Raw genomic sequence first — 24,956 nt, forward strand, 5'->3', positions numbered from 1 at the left:
ACACCCATTATCGGGCCATGCGACAATACGCACCGTGACGGGCTCCAGTTGCCTGCCACATCAGCACACCGCTGGGGACGAAGGAGGCATTCCAACCTCTGGGCTCCCACCCTTGAACCTCGTCGGCTTGAGACTGGCTCGGCAACCCCCCGGTTGTACGACAGGCCGATACCCAGCGCCCCGGATGGGCGCATTCAACGACATGACATTTGACGAACTGAACCTGGCTCCTGCCATCCTGAAGGCCGTGCACGAAACGGGCTATGAGACCCCCACGCCCATTCAGGCCCAGGCCATTCCCGCCGTTCTCGCAGGCCACGACCTGCTGGCCGGCGCGCAGACTGGCACCGGCAAGACCGCCGCGTTCACCCTGCCCCTGCTGCACCGCTTGTCGCAAAGCGCTGCCCCCAAGAACAAGTTCGGCGGCAAGGGCATCCGTGCCCTGGTGCTGACCCCCACCCGTGAGCTCGCCGCCCAGGTGGAAGAGTCCGTACGCGAATACGGCAAATACCTCGATATCAACTCCACCGTCGTCTTCGGCGGCGTGGGCATGAACCCGCAGATCGACCGCATCAAGCGCGGCGTGGACATCCTGGTGGCCACCCCCGGCCGCCTGCTGGACCTGCAGCAACAGGGCTTCCTGGACCTGTCGACCGTGCAGGTGCTGGTGCTCGACGAAGCCGACCGCATGCTGGACATGGGCTTCATCCACGACGTGAAGAAGGTGCTGGCCCTGGTGCCCCGCGAAAAGCAGAGCCTGCTGTTCTCGGCCACCTTCAGCGACGAAATCCGCGACCTGGCCAACACCCTGCTCAAGAACCCCCAGAGCATCCAGGTCACGCCCAGCAACACTACGGTGCAGCGCATCACCCAGGTGATCCACCCCGTGGGCCGTGGCAAGAAAAAGCAGGTGCTGCTGCACATCATCCAGCAGCACAACTGGAGCCAGGTGCTGGTGTTCACCCGCACCAAGTTCGGCGCCAACAACGTGGCCGAGTTCCTGACCAAGAACGGCGTGAACGCCATGGCCCTGCACGGCAACAAGAGCCAGAGCGCCCGCACGCAGGCCCTGGCCGGCTTCAAGAGCGGTGACATCCGCGCCCTGGTGGCCACCGACATCGCGGCCCGCGGCATCGACATCGACGAGCTGCCGCACGTCGTGAACTACGAAATCCCGAACGTCTCGGAAGACTACGTCCACCGCATCGGCCGCACCGGCCGCGCCGGCAACAGCGGCGAAGCCGTGAGCCTGGTCTGCATGGACGAAGAAGGCTTCATGATGGACATTGAGCGCTTCACCAAGCAGCAGATTCCCGTCCAGATCATCGAAGGCTTCGGCCCCGACGCCGGCGAGAAGGCAGAGCCCATCGCCATGGGCCGCCAGACCATCTGGGGCGGCGCAGGCAAGCCCCCGAGCCGTGACGTGATGCAGGCAGCCGCCAAGGCCGCCCGCAGCGAAATGATGGAACGCATCCGCACCAACAAGGCCGGCCAGGGTGCTGGCGGCGGTGGTGGTGGCGGCGGCGACCGTGGCCCCCGCCCTGCCGGCGGTGGCAATGGCGGTGGTGGCGGTGGTGGCGGCGGCCGTGGCGGCCGTGCCGGTGGCGGCGCAGCAGCCGGCGGCGGCGGTGGCCCGCGCGGCGGCGCCCGTGCCGGTGGTGGTGGCGGCGGTGGCCAGGGCGGCGGCGCACGCGCCGGTGGCCCGGCACCTGCACGCAGCCGTTCCGGCGGCGGTGGTGGTGGCGGCGGCTACGAAGGCGGCGGTGGCGGTAATCGCCACGACGACTCGCAACCCCCACGCGCCAATGCCCACCTGGGCACGCAAATGGGCCACGCCAATCCCGGCCACCGCAGCTCCGGCCATGCCGGTGGCGGTGCCGGTGGCCAGCCCGACCCGATGCGCACCAGCGTAGACAGCATGGGCGGCGGCCGCCGTGGCGGTGGCTATCGTGGTGGCAACTCTGGAGGTGGCGGCTATGGCGGAGGCGGCACGGGTGGTTCTGGTGGCCGGGGCAACGGGCCTCGTGGGCCGGGCGGTCCTCGCGGCTCTTTTGGCCGCTGATCCGTCGGCAGCCAAAAGCACTAAACCAAGCAACGCAAGCGCAGCACCCGGCAACGGGGCGCTGCCACCCGAGGTGCATGCCCTGCATGCCCTCGGCCGGCGCACGCCGGACATGTCACACCCACGGCTGCACCTGCATGCCGTGGATTTTGCCGTTCTGGGCGCCAAGCCCGTGGTGCCGGCCCTGCCGCACGTGGATGATGTCTACATCACGCTGGGCACCACCATCAAGGCCGCAGGCAGCCAGGATGCGTTTCGCGCCGTGGACCTGGATGCCGTGATCGCCACGGCGCGCACCGCCCTGGCAGCCGGTGCCACCCGCTGCGGCGTGGTCACCGCCATGGGCGCCGATGCCCACTCCAAAATCTTCTACAACCGCGTCAAGGGCGAGGTCGAACAGGTGCTCAAGAGCCTGGGCTTTGCCACACTGGTGATCGCGCGCCCTTCCCTGCTGCTGGGCGAACGCCAGGCCCTGGGCCAGGCGCCGCGCGCAGCCGAGTCTTTCTCGATCAAGGCCTTCAAGCTGCTGGACCCGATCATCCCCGCCAACTACCGCGCCCGCCCGGGTGCGGATGTGGCGCGGGCGCTGGTGCGGGCCGTGCAGGCGGGGCAAACGGAGGGGGTGCCAAGGGTGCAGGAGTTGATGGGGCGGGGGCTGGATTGATACCGTCGCTTTGACGAACCGGCATTTGGTAGCTACCATTGATAGCCACCATCTGAAGGGAGCCCTCCATGGACACCGCACGCCTCTTCCAGTCAGGCCGCAGCCAGGCCGTCCGGCTGCCCAAGGAATACCGCTTTGCCGGCACCGAGGTTGTCGTCAAGCACTTTGGCAACGGCGTGCTGCTGCTGCCGGTGGAGGCCCCTTGGCAAACGCTGGAGCAAGGGCTGGCGGCATTCGAGCCAGGCTTTGTGCTGGAGCGCCAGCAGCCTGACGACCAGATGCGCGCAGAGATCACCCCATGATCCTGCTGGACACAAACATCTGCATCTACATCATCAATGCCAGGCCGCCTGCGGTGCTGGAGCGCTTTCGCCAATACCGGCTCGGCGACATCGGGATGTGCAGCGTGGTGGCGGCAGAACTGGCGTATGGCGTCGCCAAGAGCGGCTCGACACGCAACCGCCAGGCGCTGGAGATGTTCCTGGCCCCACTCACCATTTTGCCGTTCGACGACGCGGCCCTTTGGGCCTATGGCGACCTGCGCGCCGACCTGGAGCGCCGTGGCACGCCCATTGGCTCGCTCGACACCATGATTGCGGCCCATGCCGTGAGCCAACAGGCTCTGCTGGTCACCAACAACAGCCGCGAATTTTCGAAGGTGCCCGGCCTGCATTTGGACAACTGGGTTCCCGCAGCCTGAGAGCACAACCGCTGCTGCACTGCGGCAGACCCCCCGCCCTACTTCTTGCCAGCCAGCGATGCACGCACCGCATCCGTCTTGGCCACCACCGTGTCCGCACACGCCGCGATGCGCTCCACATCACAGGTGGCCAACTGCCGGTCGATGAGGGTGTCCTTGCCGGTTGAAACCCAGCTCGCTGAATAAACGATGGAGCCCGCGTCCTGCGCCGACATGGTGGCGATGCGCACGGTGAGCTGCGCCTTGGACGCTGGCTCCTTGTAGCGCATGGAGCTGCTCTTGCGGATGCCCTCGGTCACCAGGGCACCGAGGCGCGCGGCCTGTGGGCCATCGGCCTCGGCCACTACGGCAACGTCGCGCACGGCGGTGGTCTGCGCATAGGCCTGCGGCAGGTTGCCTGCCATGGCAGCGGTGATGGCGATAGCGGCCACGCTGGCGTTCTTCTTCATCATTGCATTCCCTCCCTTTTGTAAGTTTCGGAAGGATATGCCGTGCTGCTCACTTCACCCCTGGCGCAGGCCCAGCATTTCTTGAAAGTCTTCGTAACAGACAGCGCAGACCCAGCGATAGTGGTCCGACGTGGCATAGCCCTCGCGCAGCGCATCGGGGGCGTTCAGCGAGAACTCGGCCGAGCAGAACTCGCAGTGGTCGTGCTCCCATTCACGACGGTACGGCTGATAGGCCTTGCGTTCGAGCACCGCACCTTGGAGGTATTTTTCCTGCCCTTGCAGGCGCCAGTCGGTCATGTGTCAGCTGCCTTGTGAAAATGCGCGAGTGCACCTCAGGCGGCGACATGCAGCGGTCCTGACATGCTCCCTTCCGCGATTTCTCGCCCTAGCCGAAAACCAGATTCCCCGCATCCAGCGACGGCGGGCGCGACAGGTCCTCGTTGATGCCCATGGTCTGGCTGGCGCGCTCCACGGCCTGCCACAGGGGCGCGGGCATCTGCAGTATCTCTTCCGGCGAGGCAGAGCGCGCAATCCAGGCGCTGATTTCAAAGTGCTGCTCGTGGGTGAGCAGCTCCAGGTGCAGCATCTCGTCGATGGTCTTCATCTTTTGTTCGGGTCAGGTCGGTGGCTTTTCATACCGGGCACTCGCGAGCAAGCACCCGGAAACATGTTCTTGGGAACATGCTGCCACAAACACCGATGTCAAGGTGGGCAGGGGTGATGGGCCTGGCTTGAGCTGCCTTGATCTTGCCCCCGAAGCAGACTATGGCAGCCGGCGCCCCGGGCACCGTATCACCCATTTGCGTACTGCCCGAGCGCGGGGAATCTCGCCAAAATGGCGCGCACATCCACTCAGGCCATTGCGCCAGTGCGTCCCGTCCATGCTGATGATGATCCCCGCCATCCTGCTGATCGCCCTGCTCGCAGCCATCCGCCCAGGCCGGCACTCCCGTTCCGGTGACGGTGGTGCGCGGCGTCAGCCATATCGGGCTGGTGCTGGACCCGGGGGCCGTGCGGGCCGTGGCGCAGGCCTGCGGGGCCAACCCAAGTGAGTTGATCGCATGACCGAGGTCTTCGAAGGCCCTGCATTCTGCGGCGCCGTACTGCGGACCAGCCCTGCGTGCCCCACCGTCTGAACTTCACCATGCTGCCAAAAAAATGAAATTGTCCGAACCGCGAATTGCCAGCCTGGGGTTTGCCTTCAGCGCCATCCTTCCCCTTGGCGTCTGGTTCGCCCTTTTGTCACCGGATGCCTCCTCCGGCATGTCCTTCATGCAAAGCGCAGGCGCGTTCCTGACCCACGTAGTCACCGATGCAGAGGTGTCGCCGACGCTAAGGGTGCACTACATCCTGCTGGCGATGCTGCCTGCCGTGCTCCTGCTGCAGTCCGTCCTGACATGGCGCCAGGCCGCCTTGGCGGGTCCATGCCGGTTTTGGTGCATCTATCTGGGATGGGTCGCCACGGTCATGGCGATTGCGATTCTTCACTGGCCTTCTGCCATCGCCTCGGCACTCGCCACGTACCACGCGGGCAAGCGCTCGGTGGCCTGACCAGGCTTTGGAAGCGAACCCACACGAGTTTTCACGAGCAACGCACACCCTCCATCGCCATGCCATTCGACTTTCTGGCCGGCAACGGCCCCCAGATCCGCAACCCGGCCCACCATGTCGGCAGCATCGACCACCACGAGCTGCCGGCGATCCTGCGCCTGCTCGCGCACGCCGATTCGTTCTTCCTGCACAGGATCTTCGGCCTCTACGAGGACCAGACGTTTTCGACGCAGGAGGTCGAGCAGGCGCTCTCGCACCTGGTGCCACTGTTGGCCCGGCCCCTGGAGAGCGACGACCGCACGCTGCTGCACAAGCTCATCGCAGTGCTGGCGTATGCCCAGGTCACGCAGCAATCGCTGCATGGCGTGGCGGACTGAGCGGGTGCGAAGGAGCCTGCCCTGCTCTGCCCCGCACCGCCAAAGCAGGGGTACCCTCTCGGGAACGGCGCCCATGATCGGAGTATGTGCTGGTGCGCTCTGGGCAAAACCGTGACGTGACGGGAATCACCGTTTGTTACCTGGGATCGCCCCACAATGGCTCGTCATTCAATTTCTGATGTGCCCCAGCCGGGCTGATCTTTCTACCATCTGAATTTCTGATCGCACCGGCGATGGATATCCATCGTCCTGAGTTTCCGCAGACTTATTTTATCTTCCATTTTCATGGAGGCGGGGATTGCCATGGCCAGTTCAAAGGCATCGGCCCTCAATGGGCACTGCTCCGCTTTATCGAATAACAAGAACCATATATCCAATAGAGCAGGGAGATACTCGAATGCAAGCCACCTTTGGCGCAACTTCATTGACACCAGCCTCAGCAGGGCCCGGCCACACGGCGGCAAGCTTGCCGCTGCGCGCCGCGCCTGCAGGCTCGACCCGAAGCTGGTTGCGGCGCCCCGCTCAACTCGGATTATTCTTTCTCGCATTTTTTCTGGCGTGCACAACGGCACGGTTGATTCCCGCATTCCAGTCGCCGGACGAGATCGCTCACCTGTACCGCGCCGACATGATCGGTAACGGACAGTTATTGCTTGGAAAACCTGCACCGGAGGCCAAGGGTTATAGCGGCGGTCATGCGGACCAGCACCTGATCCAGTTCGCGAGCTGGATGCTGAAGATTGCGGGGGACAATAAAGAGAGGCTTTCCGCCACCTGGCTCATGGGCCAGGCATCACAGCATGGCTGGGCGAACGACCGGCAGTTCGTGGACGTGGCAGGCACGGCCTATTACATACCGTTGATCTACCTGCCACATGCGCTTGGCCTGTCGATATCGCGCCACATGGAGTGGTCGATGCGGGCCAGCTACGACTTCACAAGGGGCATGGTGACGCTCACGGTGCTGGCCTTGCTGGCCTGGGCCTGGCAGTTGCTGCCGCCCAACCTGCTGGTGCGGGCCCTGGTGCTGATGCCCATGTCGGCCTTCCAGATCCTGTCGCCCACCATCGACGGCTTGGGCATTGCGATGACACTGGTGCTCGGTGGGCTGGCCATCGCGCAGTACCAGGCCCAGTGCAACGGTGGCACCGCGGCGCCCTGCCGATGGCGGTACGCCGCCATCCTGGGCTTCACCTTCGTGCTCGTCACCTCGCGCACCCACCTGCTGCCGCTGCTGGCGATACCGCTGTTGCTGCTGTGCCAGCGCTTCTCCTGGACCCGGCTCGGCGGCTTCGTGCTGCTGTGCGCGGCCAGCCTGGGCTGGACGCTGTTCGTGCTGCTGACCACCATGGATGCGCGCATCGAGCGCTCGCACACCACGCTGCAGATCGTGCAGATCTACGTGGAGGATCCGCTGTACTTCCTGGGGCTGGTCGGCAGCACGCTGGCCGACAAGGACAAGGGGTACATGCTCATCTACTCTTTCGTCGGGGTGCTGGGCTGGCTCGACACCTTGATCCCCAAGCCGGCGATGCGGGGGATCTGGGCCGTGCTGGCGGCCCTGGCGCTGCTGGCCACCGTCTACGCGGGGCGCGAAGAGCGGCAGTACACGCCGCTGCGGGCCGTGCTGGCCATTTGCGCCGTCACCAGCACCCTGCTGGCCTTCTTTGCGATTGCGGTCACCTGGAACGACTACCCCGTGCCGGTCATTGCGGGCGTACAGGGGCGCTACTTCATCATGCCGGCGCTGCTGTTGGCGCTGGCACTCGGGCCGCTGGAAAAGGAGCGCACGCCCCTGCAGCAGGCCACCGAGTTCGGGGTGACCGGCGCAATGGCCGGGTACTTTCTGCTGGTGCTGGCGGTCACCCTGTATGGCCGCTACCAGTTGGCGGCATTCTGATGGGTCGGCACATGCGCTAACCAGCGCTCCGTGCGCTTGCGAACGGACGCAGGTGTGAGCAAGTGTGAAACTGGCCCCATGGTTGCCGCTGGCAACCGCTGCTCCGAGGGCCTTGCCATGTTGAATGCAACCGGTATACGTGTGGGCACCTGCCTCGCAGGCGCCATGGTCGGGGTGTTCCTTCTGGTGGCTGTCCCGGGCTGCCAATGGGGCGGCGGTGTGGCGCTGCTGCCGCCCGATGTCGCAGCCATCGAGGCCACGCTGGACGATAGCGTGCTCCGGGCCCGCATCGAAACCGCTCTGCTGCTCTCGCCGGTGATGGGCAGCACCCGCATCGCCGTCGATGTGATCAAGGGCGCTGTGCTGCTCAGCGGGCCCGCAGACGATCCGACACAGGTCGAGCTGGCGCTGTTCGTCGTGACCAATGTGCCGGGCGTCGTCCGGGTCGAAAGCATCCTGCTCACGCGCGCGCAAGCCCCGGCGCCCGATGCGAAACAGAGCCAAGCGGTCGATGTCGGCGCGGCACGGGCCAGCTTCATGCGCAGCGGAACGCTCATTCGCATGCCGGACCCCGACGGGGCGGAGCCCGTACTCCTGCAGCGCCCTGTGGCCGATGGCGCGGATGAAGCCGACAACATGGTAGTGCAAGCCCATGGTCTCTCGGGCAACAGCGCCAGTTTCGCCACCCGGAGCCGGGCCATGCTCTACGGGGTTCTGGGCATCGCATCCGTGGATGACGAGCTGCTGATCAAGCGCTGACCCGGCAGGGGCTGCTCCCCTGCGGCTTCAATGCAGCCACACCCATCATCTCGGTATAGACGGCCTTGTCGGCTGCATAGCAGCTGCAGGCCTGTACCTGCATGCCCTCGCGGTCCAGCACGGTCATCTCGCCCCGGCGGTAAGAGATCAGGCCGCTGTCCTACAGCTCGCTGGCGGCCACGGTGACCCCCACGCGGCGCACGCCCAGCATCAGGGCCAGAAACTCCTGGGTGACGTGAAAGCAGTTCGTGCCTGCCCGGTCCTGGCTCATCAGCAGCCAGCGCGCCAAGCGCGGGCGGATGGTGTGGTAGCGCTCGCACGCAGAGGCGGTGGCCTGCTGGTGCAGCCGCACCAGCACGCTGGACTGCAGCAGCCGCAGCAAAGCCGGGTTGGTGGCGGTCTCGGTGCGCAGCGCGGCGGCGCCGATGCGCCAGCTGGCGCCCGCGCCCTGCACCAGTGCCCGCCAGGGGGTACTGGCGGCGCCCAGAATGAGTTCGGCCCCCAGCATGGCCTCGCGCCCCACCATGCCCACCTCCAGCGAGGGGTGCTTGTCCACCCCCACCACCAGCGAGACAAAGCCCTCGCGGGGGAAATAGGCATGGCTCAGGGGCGTGCCAGGGGCACTCAGCTCGGCCGACAGGGTGAGCTCGAACGGCTCGCACTGGTCCAGCAGTCGCTTGCGCGCGGCCTGGGGAAGCCGCTCTATCAATTGGTTTTCGGTGGATGCCATGGCCTTCGGTGCTCGTGTCATGCAGCGCCTGAAAAACAAGGCGCCGCCTGTCCATCTCCAAGCCTGATCTTCGGATGGTGGGGCGGATCGCCAGTGTGGGAGCTGCGGCAGCGGCTGACTGTCTGGCAGCGCACATAGGCGTCGGCGCAAGAGGTCTATGAGGCGGTCGTCCCCGGCAGCAGCCGGTCATATTCCCGCTTGACCACGCTGTAGCATTCGCAGGTACGCTCTTCCAGGCCCGAGCGGTCCAGAATGCTGATGCGGCCGCGTGCATAGCTGATCAGTCCGGCCTTCTGCAGCTTGAGCGCCGCTTCGGTCACGCCCTCGCGCCGCACGCCCAGCATGTTGGCAATCAGCTCCTGTGTCATCACCAACTGGTTGCCCTGCAGGCGGTCCAGGCTCAGCAGCAGCCAGCGGCACAGCTGCTGGTCCAGCGAATGGTGGCGGTTGCACACCGCTGTCTGCGCCATCTGGGTGATCAGGGCCTGGGTGTAGCGCAGCATGAGGTGCATGACCGGACCCGCGCGCGCGAATTCATCCTTCACCACATCGGCCCTCAGCCGGTAGCCCGAGCCCCCGCTTTGCACCACGGCCCGGCTTGGCGTCGAGCCGCCCCCCATGAAGATGGAGATGCCCACCACCCCCTCGAAGCCCACCACGGCAATCTCGGCCGAGGCGCCGTCTTCCAGCACATAGAGCAGCGAGACAATGGAATTGGTAGGGAAGTACACATAAGGCGTCTTGCCACCCGACTCGTACAGCACCTCACCCAGCGGCAGTTCCACCGGCTCGAGGTCCGGCATCCAGCGCAGCCATTCGGCCTTGGGCAGGGCCGCCAGCAACTGGTTCTGCAGGGCAGCATGGGGCAAGGTCAAGGGCACTCCGTTCATCGGTCGATTCGGTCGGGGCAGGCGGGGGCGGTTGTACCCAAGCTGCACATTGAAGAACCCGCGAGGGTGGCCGCTCTAACACCCTTAGTCTGTACGGTATCGCACATATGGACAAATTGGAAAGAAAAGCTTGGCAGGACGGCCAATGCGGGATGGCCCTGCCCCGCTTTCCACGGCTGTGTGCGGCAGCGCACGGACGGTAACAAACCGCCATGCCACGCTGCAGACTATGCCGTTGCACCGTCTGGAGATGGCGGTGCCCACCCTTGACAACCACCACTGCAAGTACGCGATGCGCCCCCCCCCGGATGCGGGCGTTGCTACGAACCAGGACACCCGCGAAAGGACTGCCGTATGCAGCCCACCGACCCGGAAAAACAAGTCGCAGAACAGGCGCAGTTTGTGGCCATGGCCGCGGTGGGCCGCTGGGAAACGATTGTCGACGTGCTGACACCGATCCTCGGGCAGCGGGGCGTGGCCGCCCTGTACCGGCGCACCTTGAACGTGGCGGGCGCCTCGCACCCCTGCCTGATTGAGGCGCACGAGAGTGACGAACCCTTGAGCTTCAAGCGCCTGCGGCGGGTGCTGGCACAACAGAGCCCCGAAGCAGCGGCCGCCGCCACCGATGCGTCGCTGGAAACCTTCCATGGGCTGCTGAACAGCCTGATCGGAACCTCCCTTACCCAGCGGCTGCTGGGCTCGGTATGGTCCCCCATCTTCAGCGGCTCGCCCGCACAGGACACCAAGACATGACGAGCAGAGTGACGATCAGGCAGTTGGCCACCGGGGTTCCTGGCCTGGACGAGGTGCTGGGCGGGGGCATCTCCGAGTTCTCGTTCAACCTGATCGCCGGCCAGCCGGGCTGCGGCAAGACCACGCTGGCGCACCAGATCATGTTTGCGCTGGCCACGCCCGAGCGCCCGGCCATCTATTTCACGGTGCTGGGCGAGCCACCGCTGAAGATGCTGCGCTACCAACAGCAGTTCGGGTTCTTCGACAGCGAAAAGATCAACCACTCCATCCGCTTCATCAACCTGTCCGACGCCACGCTGGAAGGGGACCTGGACACCGTGCTGTGGCGCATCACCGAAGAGGTGCAAAAGCAAAGCCCGGCACTGGTGTTTGTCGATTCGTTCCGCTCCGTGGTGCTGGCCAATGAGGTGCTGGGCAAGTCACAGGCAGAGCTGCAGCAGTTTGTGCACCAGTTGGGCATGCTGATGACGAGCTGGCAGGCCACCACCTTTCTGATCGGCGAGTATTTCAACGACACCGAGGCCAACGCGGCGTGCACCGTGGCCGATGGGCTGATCTGGCTGCGCCAGAGCGTGCAGCGCAACTCCATGGTGCGCAAGATGGAGGTCTTGAAGATGCGCGGCCAGCCCACCCTGCCGGGGCTGCACACCTTTCGCATCGAACACGAGGGCATCCACGTCTTTGCGCCCGTGGCGCAGGAGCGCCCAGCACCTGCCGCGCGCACACCGCCGGTCGGCCGTGCGAGCCGCCTGTCGATCGGTGTCCAAGAGCTCGATACCATGCTCGGTGGGGGCCTGCCGCGGGGGTACTCGGTGCTGGTGGCGGGGCCATCGGGCTCGGGCAAGAGCATCCTGGCATCGGCCTTCCTGGCGGAGGGGGCCCGCCAGGGAGAAACCGGCGTGATCGCCGCCTTCGAGCAGCAGCCCAGCGGCTCGCGCAACCCCCTGGTGGCCGCGCTCATTGCGCAAGGCGTGGTGGGCATCGTGGACAGCCGCGCGCCCGATCTGTCCATCGACGAGATCGTGCACCTGCTCATCGCCGAGATAGAGCGCCTGAAGGCCACCCGCGTCGTGATCGACTCGCTCTCTGGGTTCGAACTGGCGCTGGCGCCGACCTTCCGGCAGGACTTTCGCGAATCGCTGTCGGGCATGGTCAGCGCACTGGCGCGCAGGGGCGTCACGGTGCTCATGACGTCCGAGCTGGAAGACCGCTACACCGACCTGCGCTTCAGCCCCCACGGCACGGCCTTTCTGACCGACGCCATCATCATGCAGCGCTACATCGAGATCGACAGCCGGCTGCGCCGCATGATCGCGGTGGTGAAGATACGCGCCAGCGCGCACTCCGATGAGATACGCCTGTTCCGCATCGACGACGGCGGCCTGCACATCGAAGACCGCGTGGCGGCCTACGAGGGCCTGCTGGGCCCGCGCCCCACGCGCCAACCAGACCGCCACGCAGCAGCAACGGGGGATGCGCGCTGATGCCGCGGCCTGACACCGAGCGCGCTGCGCCGACCGACCAACCGGCCCAGGCCGAGCCCCTGGCCCATGACCTGGCGCTGGTCGCCACGGACCTGCGCACCGCCTCGCAGGAGCTGACCGAGCTGCTGCTGCAGATCGACAACGCGCGCTGCCTGCTGGCCGACCTGCACACCGAGCTGCAGGACGCCAAGGCGCTGGTGGAGCCCGGCACCAGCCAGCACCTGGTGGAGGCCAACGCGCACCTGGTCGTCACCGCACTGCAAAGCCAGGCCGATACCGAGCAGGTCACGCAGGAGCTGACCGCGCTGTCGCGCTCGGCAGAGCTCGACGGGCTCACGCAGCTGCCCAACCGCGCCCTGCTGCACGACCGCTTCGTGCAGGCCATTGCGCACGCCAAGCGCCACCACAACCGGCTGGGGCTGCTGTTCATTGACCTGGACAAGTTCAAGTCCATCAACGACACCCTGGGACATGCGGCCGGGGATACGGTGCTGCAGCAGACCGCTCGCTGCATGGAAGCCTCGATCCGGGACGTGGACACCGTGAGCCGCTATGGAGGGGATGAGTTCGTGATCCTGCTGACGGACATCGCCGACATTTCGGACGCCAACCTGGTATCCGACAAGGTGGCCGCGGCCATTGCCACGCCAATGACGCTTGGGGCCGAGCAACTCGTGATCTCTGCCAGCATCGGCGTGTGCGTCTACCCGGACGATGGGCTGGAGCTTGATGACCTGATGCTTCGGGCAGATGCCGCCATGTACCGCGCCAAGAGGAAGAAGGACGAGGATCTGCCACCGCCTGCACCCGCCGGCGACCAGTGAGGCTGGGGAGTGCAAGGCCCGGCGCAACCAGCAAGTGGAGCGAGCTTGCGGGAGAACCTTCGCATCGCCCGCAAAGCGCGGCAACGCACAGATGAATGGTCACAGGGGACGCAGACTGAACGCCCCTCCCCACTCAGGAACCACCATGAAAAGCGACTCCCAACTCAAGCAGGACGTCACCGCCGAACTCCACTGGGAACCCGCAGTGAATGCATCCCAGATCGGTGTAGAGGTGAAGAACGGCATCGTCACCCTGGCGGGCCATGTCGACAGCTACACCGAAAAATGGAATGCCGAGCGCGCGGCGCAGCGCGTCACTGGCGTCACCGGCCTGGCTGTGGAGATGGAAGTCAGACTTCCCGGCCCCAACCAGCGGGACGACGCGGACATTGCCCGCTCAGCGAACGACCTGCTCAATTGGTCTTCCATGCTTGCCAAGGACAGTATCCAGGTCATGGTCGAAAAAGGCTGGGTCACCTTGACGGGCGAGGTACGGTGGGACTTCGAGCGGCGCGAGGTGACTTCCAGCATCCGCAAACTCATGGGTGTCACGGGTGTCAGCGACCAGATCAACATCAAGCCCATGGTCTCCGTGACGGTGCTCAAATCCGACATCGAAGCGGCACTGAAAAGGCGCGCCCACAACGATGCCGCGATGATCACGGTGAACGTGAAAGGCGCCGATGTCTATCTGTCTGGAACAGCCCACACCTGGGCTGAGCGGGACCTGGCAGGCCACGCCGCCTGGAGCGCACCTGGCGTGCAGAACGTGGTGGACAACATCGTCGTCACCTATTGATTCGACAGCGGTGGCCGACCCGCCACGGGCGGGCAATCGGCCACCGATGGGAGCAGCGCCATGTACTGCAGCACCGCTGAAGAGTCAGCCCTGTCCGTTGCCTGCCTGCGTCAAACCGCCAAAGCCTCTTTGGCAAGGCCCCACGCCTGAGACAGCTTGGCTGCGCGCCTGTGGTAGGAGTCCTTCACAAGTTCTGCGCGCGCCTCGATCATTGTGGAGGCGTCTCCCTTGGAGCGGCTGAGCTGTTCCTTGAAGGAATTGGCCTTGTCCTTGGCCTCCAGCTCAAGAAAGGCGACCCGGTCCTTGACGCGTTGAACATAGGCGTCCAAGCGGCTGTTGGTGCTGGCGATCCTGGATTGCCATCCTGATCTGGCAGCACCACTGGCACGGGACGCCTCGGCCTGCAGCTCATTGATCTCTGACTTGAGCGCAGCGACGTCGTGGTCGAACTGCTCCTCGACCATCTCCGTGCGGCTTTGCCGGAACACCTGCGCGCCAACGGCTTCCAGCGCCGCATCCACCGGAATGACCCACTCTTCTTCGATCTCGGCCACCAGCGCGACCTTTCCGGGGGTCAGAAAACGTTCGGTCTCTTCTATGAAATCGCGGCCAACCCCTGCCACCCAGAAGTCGCGAATGGCACCGGCAACCGTGCCTGTGACAGCGCCCAGGGCCACGCCCACCGGCCCGCCAAGAAGGCCAATCAAGCTCCCCACGGCCAGGCCGACACCTGCGCCGACGCCCCCCTGGTCCATGGACTTCTTCACAAGGACCTTTCCATCGGCATCCTTGAGCAACACCCCGCTGGAGTACAGCGTGATATCACCCGCTTCATGCAACTTGCGCAGGGCCTGCAACCCTGACTGCGCAGCCATTTCGTTGTCGAAGATCGATACCAACATCTTGTTCATTGCCAATCCATTTCTTTGCCAGTTGGAAAACCACGCGCCCACCTTCCGCGATGGCTTTCAGCCGGTAGCGGTGTCGATGGATTTGCGCAGGCGGGCTGTAGCAGCGCTGACCCCGGCCTCAAACTCTTTCCACCGCGCCACGGTGGCCTGCTTCATCTCCGTCAACTTGGCTTCTGCGGATTTCACATCGCCCTGTAGAGAGGATATTTCCTGGTCGATTTTGGCCTTGGCATCGGTTGCAGCGACACCCGCCCGCTTCTCCAGGTCCGCCACCTTCGCCCTGCCCCTGGCGATGTCCTTGTCTGCATCGGCCAGGAACTGGTCTCGTTTGGTCGTGTCGTTGGCATACTTGAACTCAAGCATGGATTTGATCGAGTCCTTGGTCGCGCCAGCCATCACCAGCCTGCCTGCATGGTCCTGGATCGCGGACACAGGAATCGCAACGTCGTGGCGCCCTATGCCGACAAAGCCGCCGGCGCTGACGATGACGTACGAAACGTTTCGTTCGGGAGAAATGATCAGGTCATCGACCTTGCCTACTTTCTTGCCGGCGTCGTTGTAGATGGTCTTGCCCATCAGCGTCTTCTTGACGCTCCAGCCTCTGGCAAGCTGTACCGACTCGGTCACAGTGGCGTCGAGCGTGGTGGTTGCGCCGGCAACCTGGGACCAGGCAGGCGTGTTCAGGCAAAGCGCGCTGCAGACGGCCAGCGCTGCCAAGGCCAGGGGGGATGATTGACTCTTCATGGTGAAGTTCCTCGTGTGTTTGCTGCCTGTGAGCGATGGGTTGCGGATGCATCCCTGCACAAGGTTGTAAGGACTTCGGGGGGCTGCGTCTGTTCGACAGCGCACGCCAGCAGACAACCCACTGCATTCGAAGCCCGAGCGTTCGCCACCGCACAGACGGCAGGGCCCAGGCCGGGTCAAGCTCAAGATCCACTCAATGACCCGGAGGCCCCATGAAGACCGATAGCCAACTGCAGCAGGACGTGAGTGCAGAGCTGCAATGGGAGCCGTCCATCTGCGCGGCGCACATCGGGGTGGAAGTGAAGGACGGTGTGGTCATCCTTGCGGGGCAGGTTGACTCCTATGCGGAGAAATGGAACGCCGAGCGCGCGGCACAGCGCGTCTCGGGGGTGCATGCCATCGCCACTGAACTCAAGGTCCACCTGCCTGGCGGCAGCCAGCGCACCGACGCACAGATCGCCGGGTCGGCGCAGCACATACTGGGGCTGTCTTCGTCCTTTCCCGCCGATGCGGTCAACGTGACTGTGGAAGCCGGCTGGGTCACGCTGACGGGCACGGTGGACTGGCAGTACCAACGGCGCGCAGCGGCAGCAGCGGTTCGGCACCTCTTGGGGGTCACCGGCGTGAGCGACAAGATCGACCTCAAGCCTTCGCTGACCGCAAGGTCGGTTCAGTCGGACATCGAGGCGGCGTTGATGCGCTCGTCGATCTCCAACGCGAAAAACATCACCGTCAGGCTGCATGGGGCCGAGGTCACTTTGACAGGAACCGTCCAGAGCTGGGCAGACCGCGCCATAGCCACCAATTCAGCATGGGGTACCCCCGGGGTTAGCAGCGTCATAGACATCATGACCCTGGCGTGATAGCGGCCAACAAAACTCTTCTGGCGTCGTTGCCGCGACTTGCCAGAACCGCTTCGCCGGGTTTTTGAGCCGCACCAAGTCCTTCGCGTGCCGCGCACCCGCTACAAAGGTTTCCATGCACCATTTTTTGTCCAACAACCGCAGCGAATTGATCGCGCGGTGCAAACGCAAGGTGGCCGAGCGCCCCCGGCGCAAAGCCACTGACCAGCAACTGGCCCATGGGGTGCCCATGTTCCTGGACCAACTCACCCGGACCCTCGCGGCCGAGGAGGATGACGACGCCGCGACCAGCGTTGCCATCTCGGGCCCCTCTGGCGGCGACGCGGGGGCCCTGTCTGAAATCGGCGTGAGTGCCACCGCGCATGGCAAGGAGCTGCTGCTGCTCGGCTACACCGTCGACCAGGTGGTTCACGACTACGGCGACCTGTGCCAGGCCATCACCGACCTGGCGTTCGAGCGGGATGCGCCGTTTGCCGTGGTGGAGTTCCGGACACTGAACCGGTGCCTGGACAACGCCATCGCCGACGCGGTGACGGAGTTCAGCTTTCAGCGCGATGCGCAGTTGTCCGTGCAACAGATCGCCGGCGAAAAGCAGCGGCTCGGGTTTCTGGTGCACGAGCTGCGCAACTCCCTGGGCACGGCCACCCTGGCCGTGCGGGCGCTCGAACTGGGCAACATGCCCATCGGCGGCGCCACCGGCGCGGTGCTTAAGCGCAGCCTGTCCACACTCGGCCTGCTGATCAGCAGGGCTACCGCCGAAGTGCGCGGCGAGGGCTCGGACCAGCGCCAGGCTTTTTCCGTCGCAGCGTTCATCTCCGACGTCGAACTGGCAGCGCGCCTGAACGTGGGCCTCAAAGGCGCTGTGCTGGAGGTCATTGCGGTAGACCCTGCGCTGGCGGTCGAAGCCAACCGCGACCTGCTGCACGCTGCGCTGGCCAACCTGCTGCAGAACGCCTTCAAGTACACGCACCAGGACACTGTAGTGAGGCTGACGGCCTATGCCTTAGGAGAGTATGTGCTGATGGACGTCGAGGACCACTGCGGCGGCCTGCCAGCGGGCGGCGCCGCCAGGATGTTCATCCCGTTTAGGCAGAACGACGACAGCCGCGCGGGCCTGGGGCTTGGGCTGTCCATCGCCCGCCAGAGCATCGAAGCCGACCACGGCACCCTGACCGTGCGCGATGTTCCGGGCTCGGGTTGCGTCTTCACCATCTCGCTGCCCCGGCACTCCATGCCATAGGCCAGGCAATAAGGGCCCCAACGGCCGCCAACAAAACGAAATGTTCCCCCATTGCGTCCGCCAGCGCACAGACGGCAACCGCCCGCCCGAACTATCTTGGGAAATGCCCCCGCACCGGACAATGACATGAATACGATAGCCCACCTGTCCCGCAGCCAGCGCGCAAGCCTTGCCAACCTTCTGCAAGCGCGCCGCACCGAAATGCAGGTGTTGCAGGCATTGCACCGGCAAGGTCTGTCGCAGGTGGACTCGGCCCACCAGGCCCTGGCGCAAGATGCCGGCGACGCACCGCAACTGGCGGAGGAACGCACGGTGGAAGGCGTACTGTCCGACATGCACAGCCAGGAGTTCGATGCGGTGGTCAGTGCACTGCAACGCATCCACGCCAAGGAGTACGGCCTGTGCACCGACTGCATGGCGGCCATCCCGTTCCAGCGGCTGTGCATTGAACCCCAGGCACTGCGCTGCGTGGCCTGCGAAAGCCGCTACGAGCGTAGCCAAAGGACGCCGACCCACCCGAAGGCGGCGACATGACCCCAGACGCCACGGCCTGCTGCGCCCCATGAAATACAAAGACTACTACGCCACCTTGGGCGTGCCACGCGACGCCACGCTGGAGCAGGTCAAGAAGGCCTACCGCAAGCTGGCCCGCCAGTACCATCCTGATCTCTCCAAGGATGCCGATGCCGAGGCAAAATTCAAGGAGCTTGCAGAAGCCTATGTGACCCTCAAGGATGCGGAAAAGCGCAGTGCCTACGACAACATCGGCAAGCACGTCCCCGGCGAGGAGTTCCAGCCGCCGCCCGCCTGGGAACGCCCTGGTGGCGGCAACGGCCCCACATTCGCGGACATGGACCTGGCTGACCTGCTGGCGGCCATGGGGCACGGACGGGCGGGCCGCCAGAGTGATCGCGGGCCGGTGCCGGGCCGTGATTTCGACACCACGGCCCGCATCAGCCTGGAGCAGGCGCACCAGGGAGCCAAGCTCACGCTGGAGCTTGATGACGGTGGCGCCGGCCGGGCGCTGGAAGTGACGATACCGGCGGGCGTGCGCGATGGCCAGAAGCTGCGCCTGCGTGGGCAAGGCGGCAAAGGGCACCAGGGCGGCCCCAATGGGGACATCTACCTGCACATTGCCCTGGCGCCGCACCCGCTGTTCCAGGTGCAGCAACATGACCTGTACTTCCACCTGGCGCTCAGCCCCTGGGAGGCGGCCCTGGGTGCGCAGGTGGAGATTCCCACCCTGGGCAACCCCATGCTGCTGACGGTGCCTGCGGGCACCCGCCACGCCCGCAAGCTCAGGGTGCGAGGGCAAGGCCTTGCCAATGGCCATGGCGGGCGCGGAGACTTCTATGCCGTGGTGCACCTGGACATTCCGAAGACGCTTTCTGCCCGCGAGCGGGAGCTGTTCCAGGAACTGGCCAGTGCATCGGATTTCAACCCCCGTGAAGCAACGACCCTGGAGCATGCCAATGGCCCCACAAGCACATGACTGGCACTGGCTGGACCAGCGCGCAAGCGTAAGCCTGTCCGACCTGACCCGAGCAAGCGGGCTGACCGCGCAGGAGCTGGCGGAGCTGGTCGACTATGGCGCCATCGCGCCGCTGGCCTCGGAGCAGGAGGAACTGCACTTCAGCGCGCAGTGCCTCGTCCCGCTGCGGGCAGCGGTCAAGCTGCGCGTCACCTATGACCTGGACATCTTCACGGTGGTGCTGCTGATGGACGGGCTGCAGCGCATCGAGGTGCTCACGCACCGCATCAGGACACTGGAAAGCCAGGTAGCGCGCCCCCATGGCGCATTGCCGCAGGCCATGCCAGAGCCGATCGACGTCACGGCCGAGTACAGGCCGTCCTGAACACGGCCTGCATCTTCAGGCCGTCTTGGTCATGTACCCCATCCACGGCCAATAGGTCAGCGAGAAGAGCACCAGCAAGGCAGTGGCCGCCAGCGTGATGGCGATGCCGGTGCGCACGAAGTCGCGGGCATCGAAGGTACCGGTGCCATAGGCAATCATGTTCTGGGGTGCGTTGACGGGCAGGATGAAGCCGAAGCTCACGACGAACTGCAGCAGCATGGTCATGCCGACCACGTTGATGCCCGGGGTCTGCACCGCCAGGAGCACGCTCATGATGATGGGGATCATCGTGGATGCCAGTGCCGTGGCGCTCGCGAACCCCAGGTGGATCACGATCAGGAACAGCGACAGCAGCATCAGGATTGCGAACGCGCTGGCCTGCTGCAGGCCCAGGTTCTGCACGATGAGGTGAGCCAGCCACCCGGCGGCCTGGGTCTTGAGCAGGGCCGTGCCGATGCTGATGCCGACCGCGAACAGCACCACCGTGCCCCAGGGAAAGCCGCGCTGGGACTCCTTCCAGTCCATGACGCCCAGGCGGGGCAGCAGCATCAGGGCGATGGCCGCGATGGTGGTGGACGAGGTGTCGAAGTCGTGCAGCACCTTCTCGGTCGCCCAAAAGCCCAGCAGCGCCAGCACGATGGCCAGCAGCTTCCACTCCCTGCTGCTGGTCTTGCCGATCAGATCGAGCTGCCGCCGTATCGTGGCCTGGCCGCCCGCGATCTCCTTCATCTCGGGCTTCATCATGCGCGTCATGATGAAATAGACGGCAATGCTCAGCAGCGCGGAGAACGGCGCTCCGGCGATGAACCATTCGAGCCAGGTGATGCTGGTCTGCAATTGCTTTTCGATGAAGCCGATGGCCACCATGTTCTGCGCGGCGGCGGTTTTGATGCCCACGTTCCACACGCTGGCGGTCTGCGCGGCGGTGATGACCAGCAGGCCGGCGAAGCGGCTGCGCTTGTCCACCTGGAAGGCCAGGATGAAGCCCATCATGATGGGGACCAGGCAAGCCACCCGCGCCGTGGTGCTGGGCACGATGAATGACAGCAGAAAGCCCACCCCCATGGCCCCGATCACGATGTGGTTGGTGCGCGCATCGACCCGGGACAGCACCAACAGCGCGATGCGCCGGTCGAGCCCCGTGGCCGTCATGGCCGCCGCGATGAAGCAGGCGGCAGCCACCAGCGCCACGGCGCTGTTCGAAAAGCCCGAGAGTGCCAGGCCGAGTGCTGCGCCTGTGCCCATAGCTTCGCCGGCGGGCCGGGCCGCATCGGGCACGGCGGCCAGCAGGAAGATCATCAGGGCGCCGATGACCACGGCGCTCACCGCGTAGTCCAGCGCCTCGGTCATCCAGACGATGACGGCAAACGCCAGGATCGCCAGCATGGCCTGGCCGGCCGGCGGAAGGCCCTGCGACGTCGGCATCCACAACACGGCAAGGAGCGCGGCCACGGCCAGAAAAAGTCCGACCGTTCTCACAACATGCCTGCCCGAAGCGGGAGGCACGGGCAGCACCGGAGGCACGAGGACAGGAACAAGGGGCGAGGCGGGTTTCATGGACGTTTCCTTGTGAGCAGCTTGCGCAACTCGCTGAACCACAGCACGGTGCTGCCCATCGCGCCGCAGACCAACCATTGGCCAGGCGACAGCGGTGCGGTGCCGAAGGCCAGGTTCAAGACCTGTAGGTGCACCACTGCCACCTGCAGCAGGGCGGACAGGGCCACCGCGCCCCACAGCCAGGGGTTGGTGGCCAGGTTGGCGAATGCGCTGGTGGTTTCGGAGCGGGCGTTGAAGCAGTTGAACAGGTGGGCGAAGACCAGCACGGTGAAGCCTGCGGTGCGGGCGTTGGCCAGATCGCGGTCGCCCTCGATCAGGCCGCCGGGCAGGTACATGTCCATGGTGAGCAGGGTGGCCAAGGCCACCACAATGCCGATCTGCACCACGCCCCACCACATGGCGGCGTCGATCACCCGCTCGCCCGGGTGGCGGGGCTTGCGCGCCATGGCGTCGTCGCTGGCGGGGTCCATGCCCATCGCCAGCGCGGGCCAGGAGTCGGTGATCAGGTTCAGCCACAGGATCTGCGTGGCCAGCAGCGGCAGCACCAGCGCGCCGCCGGGCGCGGTCAGGCCGATGACGCCGGCCCCCACCACACCCAGGAACACGGTCAGCACCTCGCCCATGTTGGACGACAGCAGGTAGCGCAAAAACTTGCGGATGTTGTCGAAGATGCCGCGCCCCTCGCGCACCGCTTCGATGATGGTGGCGAAGTTGTCGTCGGCCAGCACCATGCGGGCCGCGCCCTTGGCCACCTCGGTGCCGGTTACGCCCATGGCCACGCCGATGTCAGCGGCCTTGAGCGCGGGGGCATCGTTCACGCCGTCCCCGGTCATCGCGACGATGTGGCCGTCGGCCTGCAGGGCAGACACGATGCGCAGCTTGTGCGCGGGCGCCACGCGGGCGAAGACGGAGGTGCGGCGCACCGCCTGGGCGAAGGCCGCAGCGTCCAGCGCATCGATCTCGGCCCCGGTGAGCGCTGTGGCGCCGGGCGGCACCAGCCCCAGGTCGGCCGCGATGCGTGCCGCCGTGCGCGGGTGGTCGCCGGTGATCATGATGACCCGTATGCCGGCGCGCCGTGCCTCACGGATCGCCACCGCCGCCTCTTCGCGCGGCGGATCGATGATGCCCGCAGTGCCCACGAAGATGAGGCCGCGCTCCAGCGCATCCACCTCTTGCAGGTCCTCATGCGCGCCCAGGGGGCGGTAGGCCACCGCCAGCGTGCGCAGGGCGTCGCCCGAGAGTGCGTCCACATCGGCCAGTATCTTCGCGCGCAAGGCGGCGTCGAGCGCGACCACGTCCATCCCCACCCGGGCGTGGGTGCACAGGCCCAACAGCACGTCGGGCGCGCCCTTGCAGATGAGCACCCGCTCGCCGCCGTGCTCCAGATCGCGCTCGATGGTGGACATGCGCTTGCGCTCGGAGGTAAAGGGGTGCTCCGCAATGCGCTCGAACCGCTTTTTGCGCCGCGCCGTGGCGCCCAGTTTGTGCTCGGCCACCAGGAAAGCGGCCTCGGTGGGGTCGCCGTGAACTTGCCACGCGCCATCGTCGGCCTGCTGCAGAGATGCATTGCCCGCCAGGCTGCCGCCGCTGAGCAGCACCACCTGCTCGGCATGGAGCGGGCCCGGCTGCAAGGGCGTGCCGGCCCGCTGCACCTGGCCTTCGGGCGCATAGCCCACGCCCGTGACGTCGGTGGCGCCAGAGGCAGTCATGATGCGCACCACCGTCATCTCCGAGCGCGTGAGCGTGCCGGTCTTGTCGGTGCAGATGACCGAGGTGGCGCCCAGCGTCTCCACCGACGACAGGTTCTTGATGATGGCGTGGTGCCCGGCCATGCGCTGCACCCCCAGGGCCAGCACCACCGACAGGATGGCCGGCAGCCCCTCGGGCACGGCCGCCACGGCCAGGGCCACGCCCAGCAGCAGCACGCCGACAACCTCGGCCATGCTGTCGGGCCGGGAGATGAGCAAAATGGTGCCCACCACCACGGCGGCGATGGCCAGCACGGCCACGCCCAGCATGCGCCCGATGTGGGTGATCTCCTTTTCCAGCGGCGTGGGCTGCTCCACCGTGGCGGCCAGCATGCCGGCAATCGCGCCCATCTGCGTGGCCATGCCGGTGGCGACGACCAGTGCGCTGCCGCTGCCCTGGGCGACGAAGGTGCCCTTGAACACCATGTTCAACTGGTCGCCCAGTGCGGCGGGGCCTGGCAGGGGCGCGGGGTCCTTGAGCACGGCCTCGCTCTCGCCGGTGAGCGAGCTCTCCTGCATGCGCAGGGCGGCTGCGCGCACCAGGCGCGCATCGGCGGGCGTGGCATCGCCCTCGGCCAGCACCAGCAGGTCGCCCTTGACCAACTGCGCGCTCGGCACCCGCTGCACCTGGCCGCCGCGCACCACCGAGGCGGTGGGCGCGCTCATGCGCGCCAGCGCGGCCACGGCGTCGTGTGCCTTGGCTTCCTGCACATGGCCCAGCACCCCGTTGAGCAGGACGATGGCCGTGACGACGATGGCGTCCACCGGCCAGCCGTGCAGGCCCTCGAACACCCACGCCAGCAGCGACACGATGATCGCGCCCAGCAGCAGGTAGATGAGGGGGTCCTGGAACTGCGACAACAGGCGGCGCCAGGCGGCGGTGCGCGGGGTGGCCTGAAGTTCGTTGGGGCCGTCCCGGGCGAGCCTGCGCGCGGCCTCGTCTGCAGTGAGCCCGCTTGCCAGGTCGGTGCCGAGCAGGCGCGCCAGATCCTCGGCGCCTTGCGTTGATGGGTCGTGCGGCCCCTGCGGCTGTGCCATGCGGGCTATGCCTCGATGATTACCTTCAGCGCCTTGGTCTCTGCGGCCCGCCCGAACGTGTCGTAGGCCTGCAGGATGTCCGCGAGCTTGAAGCGGTGGGTGATAAGCTGCCTGGCGTCGATGCGCCGGGACTGCACGGTCTTGAGCAGCATGGGCATGGACACGGTATCGACCAGGCGCGTGGTGATGGTGATGTTGTGCGACCACAGCCGCTCCAGGTGCAGGTCGGCCTTGACGCCGTGCACGCCCACGTTGGCGATGGTGCCGCCAGCGGCCACGATGTCCTCGCACATCGTGAAGGTGGCCGGGATGCCGACGGCCTCGATGGCCGTGTCCACCCCGCGCCCGCCGGTGAGGGCCATCACCTGTTGGGCGGCGGTGCCATCGGCGCTGTTGACCGTGGCCGTGGCGCCAAAGCGCTTGCCCACGGCCAGGCGGTTGTCGTCCAGGTCGATCATGATGATCTCCGAGGGCGAGTACAGCTGCGCCGTGAGCAGCGCCGCCAGGCCGATGGGGCCGGCACCGACGATGGCCACCGTGGAGCCGGGCTGCACCTTGCCGTTGAGCACGCCGCACTCGAAGCCGGTGGGCAGGATGTCGCTGAGCATGACCAGCGCCTCTTCGTCCGCGCCGTCGGGGATGGGGTACAGGCTGGTGTCGGCATGCGGGATGCGCACGAACTCGGCCTGGGTGCCGTCGATGCGGTTGCCCAGCACCCAGCCCCCGGTGCTGCAGTGCGAATACATGCCCTTGCGGCAGTTCTCGCAGCGCCCGCAGGCGCTGATGCAGGAGATGAGCACCCGGTCGCCGGGCTTGAAGGTGGTGACACCCGGGCCCACCGAGTCGATCACGCCCACGCCTTCGTGGCCCAGGGTGGTGCCGGGCTGGCAGGTGGGCACGTCGCCCTTGAGGATGTGCAGGTCGGTGCCGCAGATGGTGGTGCGGGTGATGCGCACGACGGCGTCGGTGGCGTCCTGGATGGTGGGCTTGGGGCGTTCGTCCAGCTTCTTCTGGCCGGGGCCGTGGTACACGAGGGCGAGCATGGTGAGGGTCCTTT

At 66.0% G+C, this 24,956-nt stretch carries 28 protein-coding genes; 17 read left to right on the forward strand and 11 right to left on the reverse strand.

The genetic code is table 11. The annotated features are described in order from the left end of the window. Positions 1 to 202: 202 nt before the first annotated feature. The 4 genes from QYL93_RS20000 to QYL93_RS20015 all read left to right on the forward strand — a co-directional run bounded on the left by QYL93_RS20000 (position 203) and on the right by QYL93_RS20015 (position 3,426). The gene (locus QYL93_RS20000; protein WP_305745290.1) at positions 203 to 2,062 is read left to right on the forward strand and encodes a DEAD/DEAH box helicase; all 1,860 of its coding nucleotides are present in this window, start codon (positions 203 to 205) and stop codon (positions 2,060 to 2,062) included. Between the two features lie 112 nt (positions 2,063 to 2,174). After that, a complete protein-coding gene (locus tag QYL93_RS20005; protein ID WP_370877009.1) occupies positions 2,175 to 2,726 on the forward strand; it encodes a nucleoside-diphosphate sugar epimerase in 552 nt (183 codons plus the stop codon). A gap of 68 nt (positions 2,727 to 2,794) precedes the next feature. Continuing rightward, positions 2,795 to 3,028, forward strand: a complete 234-nt coding sequence (locus tag QYL93_RS20010; RefSeq protein WP_305745292.1) for an antitoxin — start codon at positions 2,795 to 2,797, stop codon at positions 3,026 to 3,028. Beyond that, positions 3,025 to 3,426, forward strand: coding sequence for a type II toxin-antitoxin system VapC family toxin (locus QYL93_RS20015; protein ID WP_305745293.1), 402 nt, complete (start codon positions 3,025 to 3,027; stop codon positions 3,424 to 3,426). Before QYL93_RS20010 ends, QYL93_RS20015 begins: the two co-directional genes overlap by 4 nt. A gap of 38 nt (positions 3,427 to 3,464) precedes the next feature. Here the strand turns inward: QYL93_RS20015 and QYL93_RS20020 are convergent, their stop codons facing one another. The 3 genes from QYL93_RS20020 to QYL93_RS20030 form a co-directional block, all read right to left on the reverse strand. Continuing rightward, positions 3,465 to 3,878, reverse strand: a complete 414-nt coding sequence (locus QYL93_RS20020) for a hypothetical protein (protein WP_305745294.1) — start codon at positions 3,876 to 3,878, stop codon at positions 3,465 to 3,467. Positions 3,879 to 3,929: 51 nt separating this feature from the next. Next, positions 3,930 to 4,172, reverse strand: a complete 243-nt coding sequence (locus QYL93_RS20025; RefSeq protein WP_305745295.1) for a hypothetical protein — start codon at positions 4,170 to 4,172, stop codon at positions 3,930 to 3,932. 88 nt (positions 4,173 to 4,260) lie between these two features. Beyond that, positions 4,261 to 4,479 (reverse strand): hypothetical protein, encoded by a 219-nt coding sequence (locus QYL93_RS20030; protein WP_057203306.1) that lies wholly within the window; start codon positions 4,477 to 4,479, stop codon positions 4,261 to 4,263. Between the two features lie 554 nt (positions 4,480 to 5,033). On the opposite strand from QYL93_RS20030, the gene QYL93_RS20035 reads away from it, so the two are divergent. The 4 genes from QYL93_RS20035 to QYL93_RS20050 all read left to right on the forward strand — a co-directional run bounded on the left by QYL93_RS20035 (position 5,034) and on the right by QYL93_RS20050 (position 8,462). After that, positions 5,034 to 5,426 carry a hypothetical protein gene (locus QYL93_RS20035; RefSeq protein WP_305745296.1) on the forward strand — a complete coding sequence of 131 codons (393 nt, stop codon included), beginning with the start codon at positions 5,034 to 5,036 and terminating at the stop codon, positions 5,424 to 5,426. 59 nt (positions 5,427 to 5,485) lie between these two features. Further along, positions 5,486 to 5,803 (forward strand): hypothetical protein, encoded by a 318-nt coding sequence (locus QYL93_RS20040; protein WP_057203308.1) that lies wholly within the window; start codon positions 5,486 to 5,488, stop codon positions 5,801 to 5,803. A gap of 397 nt (positions 5,804 to 6,200) precedes the next feature. Further along, the gene (locus QYL93_RS20045; protein ID WP_305745297.1) at positions 6,201 to 7,703 is read left to right on the forward strand and encodes a DUF2142 domain-containing protein; all 1,503 of its coding nucleotides are present in this window, start codon (positions 6,201 to 6,203) and stop codon (positions 7,701 to 7,703) included. Positions 7,704 to 7,820: 117 nt separating this feature from the next. After that, positions 7,821 to 8,462, forward strand: a complete 642-nt coding sequence (locus tag QYL93_RS20050) for a BON domain-containing protein (protein ID WP_305745298.1) — start codon at positions 7,821 to 7,823, stop codon at positions 8,460 to 8,462. Here QYL93_RS20050 and QYL93_RS32000 read toward each other — a convergent pair. From QYL93_RS32000 to QYL93_RS20060, 3 genes are all read right to left on the reverse strand, one after another. Beyond that, entirely contained in the window at positions 8,452 to 8,589 is a 138-nt protein-coding gene (locus tag QYL93_RS32000; protein WP_370877010.1) for a hypothetical protein, read from the reverse strand. The two genes, QYL93_RS20050 and QYL93_RS32000, sit on opposite strands and share 11 nt — an antisense overlap. Positions 8,590 to 8,622: 33 nt before the next feature. Beyond that, positions 8,623 to 9,192, reverse strand: a complete 570-nt coding sequence (locus QYL93_RS20055; protein WP_370877011.1) for a Crp/Fnr family transcriptional regulator — start codon at positions 9,190 to 9,192, stop codon at positions 8,623 to 8,625. A 155-nt stretch (positions 9,193 to 9,347) separates the two neighbouring features. Beyond that, positions 9,348 to 10,082, reverse strand: coding sequence for a Crp/Fnr family transcriptional regulator (locus QYL93_RS20060; protein ID WP_305745299.1), 735 nt, complete (start codon positions 10,080 to 10,082; stop codon positions 9,348 to 9,350). A gap of 354 nt (positions 10,083 to 10,436) precedes the next feature. On the opposite strand from QYL93_RS20060, the gene QYL93_RS20065 reads away from it, so the two are divergent. The 4 genes from QYL93_RS20065 (at position 10,437) to QYL93_RS20080 (ending at position 13,942) form a co-directional block, all read left to right on the forward strand. After that, a complete protein-coding gene (locus QYL93_RS20065) occupies positions 10,437 to 10,835 on the forward strand; it encodes a hypothetical protein (protein ID WP_305745300.1) in 399 nt (132 codons plus the stop codon). Continuing rightward, positions 10,832 to 12,319, forward strand: a complete 1,488-nt coding sequence (locus QYL93_RS20070; protein WP_305745301.1) for an ATPase domain-containing protein — start codon at positions 10,832 to 10,834, stop codon at positions 12,317 to 12,319. Before QYL93_RS20065 ends, QYL93_RS20070 begins: the two co-directional genes overlap by 4 nt. After that, positions 12,319 to 13,143, forward strand: a complete 825-nt coding sequence (locus tag QYL93_RS20075) for a GGDEF domain-containing protein (RefSeq protein WP_305745302.1) — start codon at positions 12,319 to 12,321, stop codon at positions 13,141 to 13,143. Before QYL93_RS20070 ends, QYL93_RS20075 begins: the two co-directional genes overlap by 1 nt. 145 nt (positions 13,144 to 13,288) lie before the next feature. Next, positions 13,289 to 13,942 (forward strand): BON domain-containing protein, encoded by a 654-nt coding sequence (locus QYL93_RS20080; RefSeq protein ID WP_305745303.1) that lies wholly within the window; start codon positions 13,289 to 13,291, stop codon positions 13,940 to 13,942. 110 nt (positions 13,943 to 14,052) lie between these two features. On the opposite strand, the gene QYL93_RS20085 is transcribed toward QYL93_RS20080, so the two are convergent. Both QYL93_RS20085 and QYL93_RS20090 read right to left on the reverse strand, forming a co-directional pair. Further along, positions 14,053 to 14,853 (reverse strand): DUF1269 domain-containing protein, encoded by an 801-nt coding sequence (locus QYL93_RS20085; protein WP_305745304.1) that lies wholly within the window; start codon positions 14,851 to 14,853, stop codon positions 14,053 to 14,055. Positions 14,854 to 14,910: 57 nt separating this feature from the next. Continuing rightward, a complete protein-coding gene (locus tag QYL93_RS20090; RefSeq protein WP_305745305.1) occupies positions 14,911 to 15,597 on the reverse strand; it encodes a PRC-barrel domain-containing protein in 687 nt (228 codons plus the stop codon). A 212-nt stretch (positions 15,598 to 15,809) separates the two neighbouring features. On the opposite strand from QYL93_RS20090, the gene QYL93_RS20095 reads away from it, so the two are divergent. The 5 genes from QYL93_RS20095 (at position 15,810) to QYL93_RS20115 (ending at position 19,556) form a co-directional block, all read left to right on the forward strand. After that, positions 15,810 to 16,460: a BON domain-containing protein gene (locus QYL93_RS20095; RefSeq protein WP_305745306.1), complete on the forward strand. Its 651-nt coding sequence runs from the start codon at positions 15,810 to 15,812 to the stop codon at positions 16,458 to 16,460. 115 nt (positions 16,461 to 16,575) lie between these two features. Then, positions 16,576 to 17,700, forward strand: a complete 1,125-nt coding sequence (locus tag QYL93_RS20100) for a HAMP domain-containing sensor histidine kinase (RefSeq protein ID WP_305745307.1) — start codon at positions 16,576 to 16,578, stop codon at positions 17,698 to 17,700. 126 nt (positions 17,701 to 17,826) lie between these two features. Next, a complete protein-coding gene (locus QYL93_RS20105) occupies positions 17,827 to 18,234 on the forward strand; it encodes a TraR/DksA family transcriptional regulator (protein WP_305745308.1) in 408 nt (135 codons plus the stop codon). Between the two features lie 28 nt (positions 18,235 to 18,262). Then, the gene (locus QYL93_RS20110; RefSeq protein ID WP_305745309.1) at positions 18,263 to 19,192 is read left to right on the forward strand and encodes a J domain-containing protein; all 930 of its coding nucleotides are present in this window, start codon (positions 18,263 to 18,265) and stop codon (positions 19,190 to 19,192) included. Continuing rightward, complete coding sequence (locus QYL93_RS20115; RefSeq protein WP_305745310.1) at positions 19,173 to 19,556, forward strand: chaperone modulator CbpM; 384 nt, start codon at positions 19,173 to 19,175, stop codon at positions 19,554 to 19,556. The genes QYL93_RS20110 and QYL93_RS20115 overlap by 20 nt, the downstream gene beginning before the upstream one ends. Before the next feature lie 15 nt (positions 19,557 to 19,571). Here the strand turns inward: QYL93_RS20115 and QYL93_RS20120 are convergent, their stop codons facing one another. From QYL93_RS20120 to QYL93_RS20130, 3 genes are read right to left on the reverse strand one after another with little or no spacing between them, the layout of a single operon-like run. Further along, entirely contained in the window at positions 19,572 to 21,113 is a 1,542-nt protein-coding gene (locus QYL93_RS20120) for a DASS family sodium-coupled anion symporter (RefSeq protein ID WP_305745311.1), read from the reverse strand. After that, positions 21,110 to 23,899: a cation-translocating P-type ATPase gene (locus tag QYL93_RS20125; protein ID WP_305745312.1), complete on the reverse strand. Its 2,790-nt coding sequence runs from the start codon at positions 23,897 to 23,899 to the stop codon at positions 21,110 to 21,112. The genes QYL93_RS20120 and QYL93_RS20125 overlap by 4 nt, the downstream gene beginning before the upstream one ends. 5 nt (positions 23,900 to 23,904) lie before the next feature. Further along, the gene (locus QYL93_RS20130) at positions 23,905 to 24,942 is read right to left on the reverse strand and encodes a zinc-dependent alcohol dehydrogenase family protein (protein ID WP_305745313.1); all 1,038 of its coding nucleotides are present in this window, start codon (positions 24,940 to 24,942) and stop codon (positions 23,905 to 23,907) included. Between the last annotated feature and the right edge of the window lie 14 nt (positions 24,943 to 24,956).

Source organism: Acidovorax sp. A1169 (genome assembly GCF_030704685.1).
Lineage (GTDB): Bacteria > Pseudomonadota > Gammaproteobacteria > Burkholderiales > Burkholderiaceae_C > Acidovorax.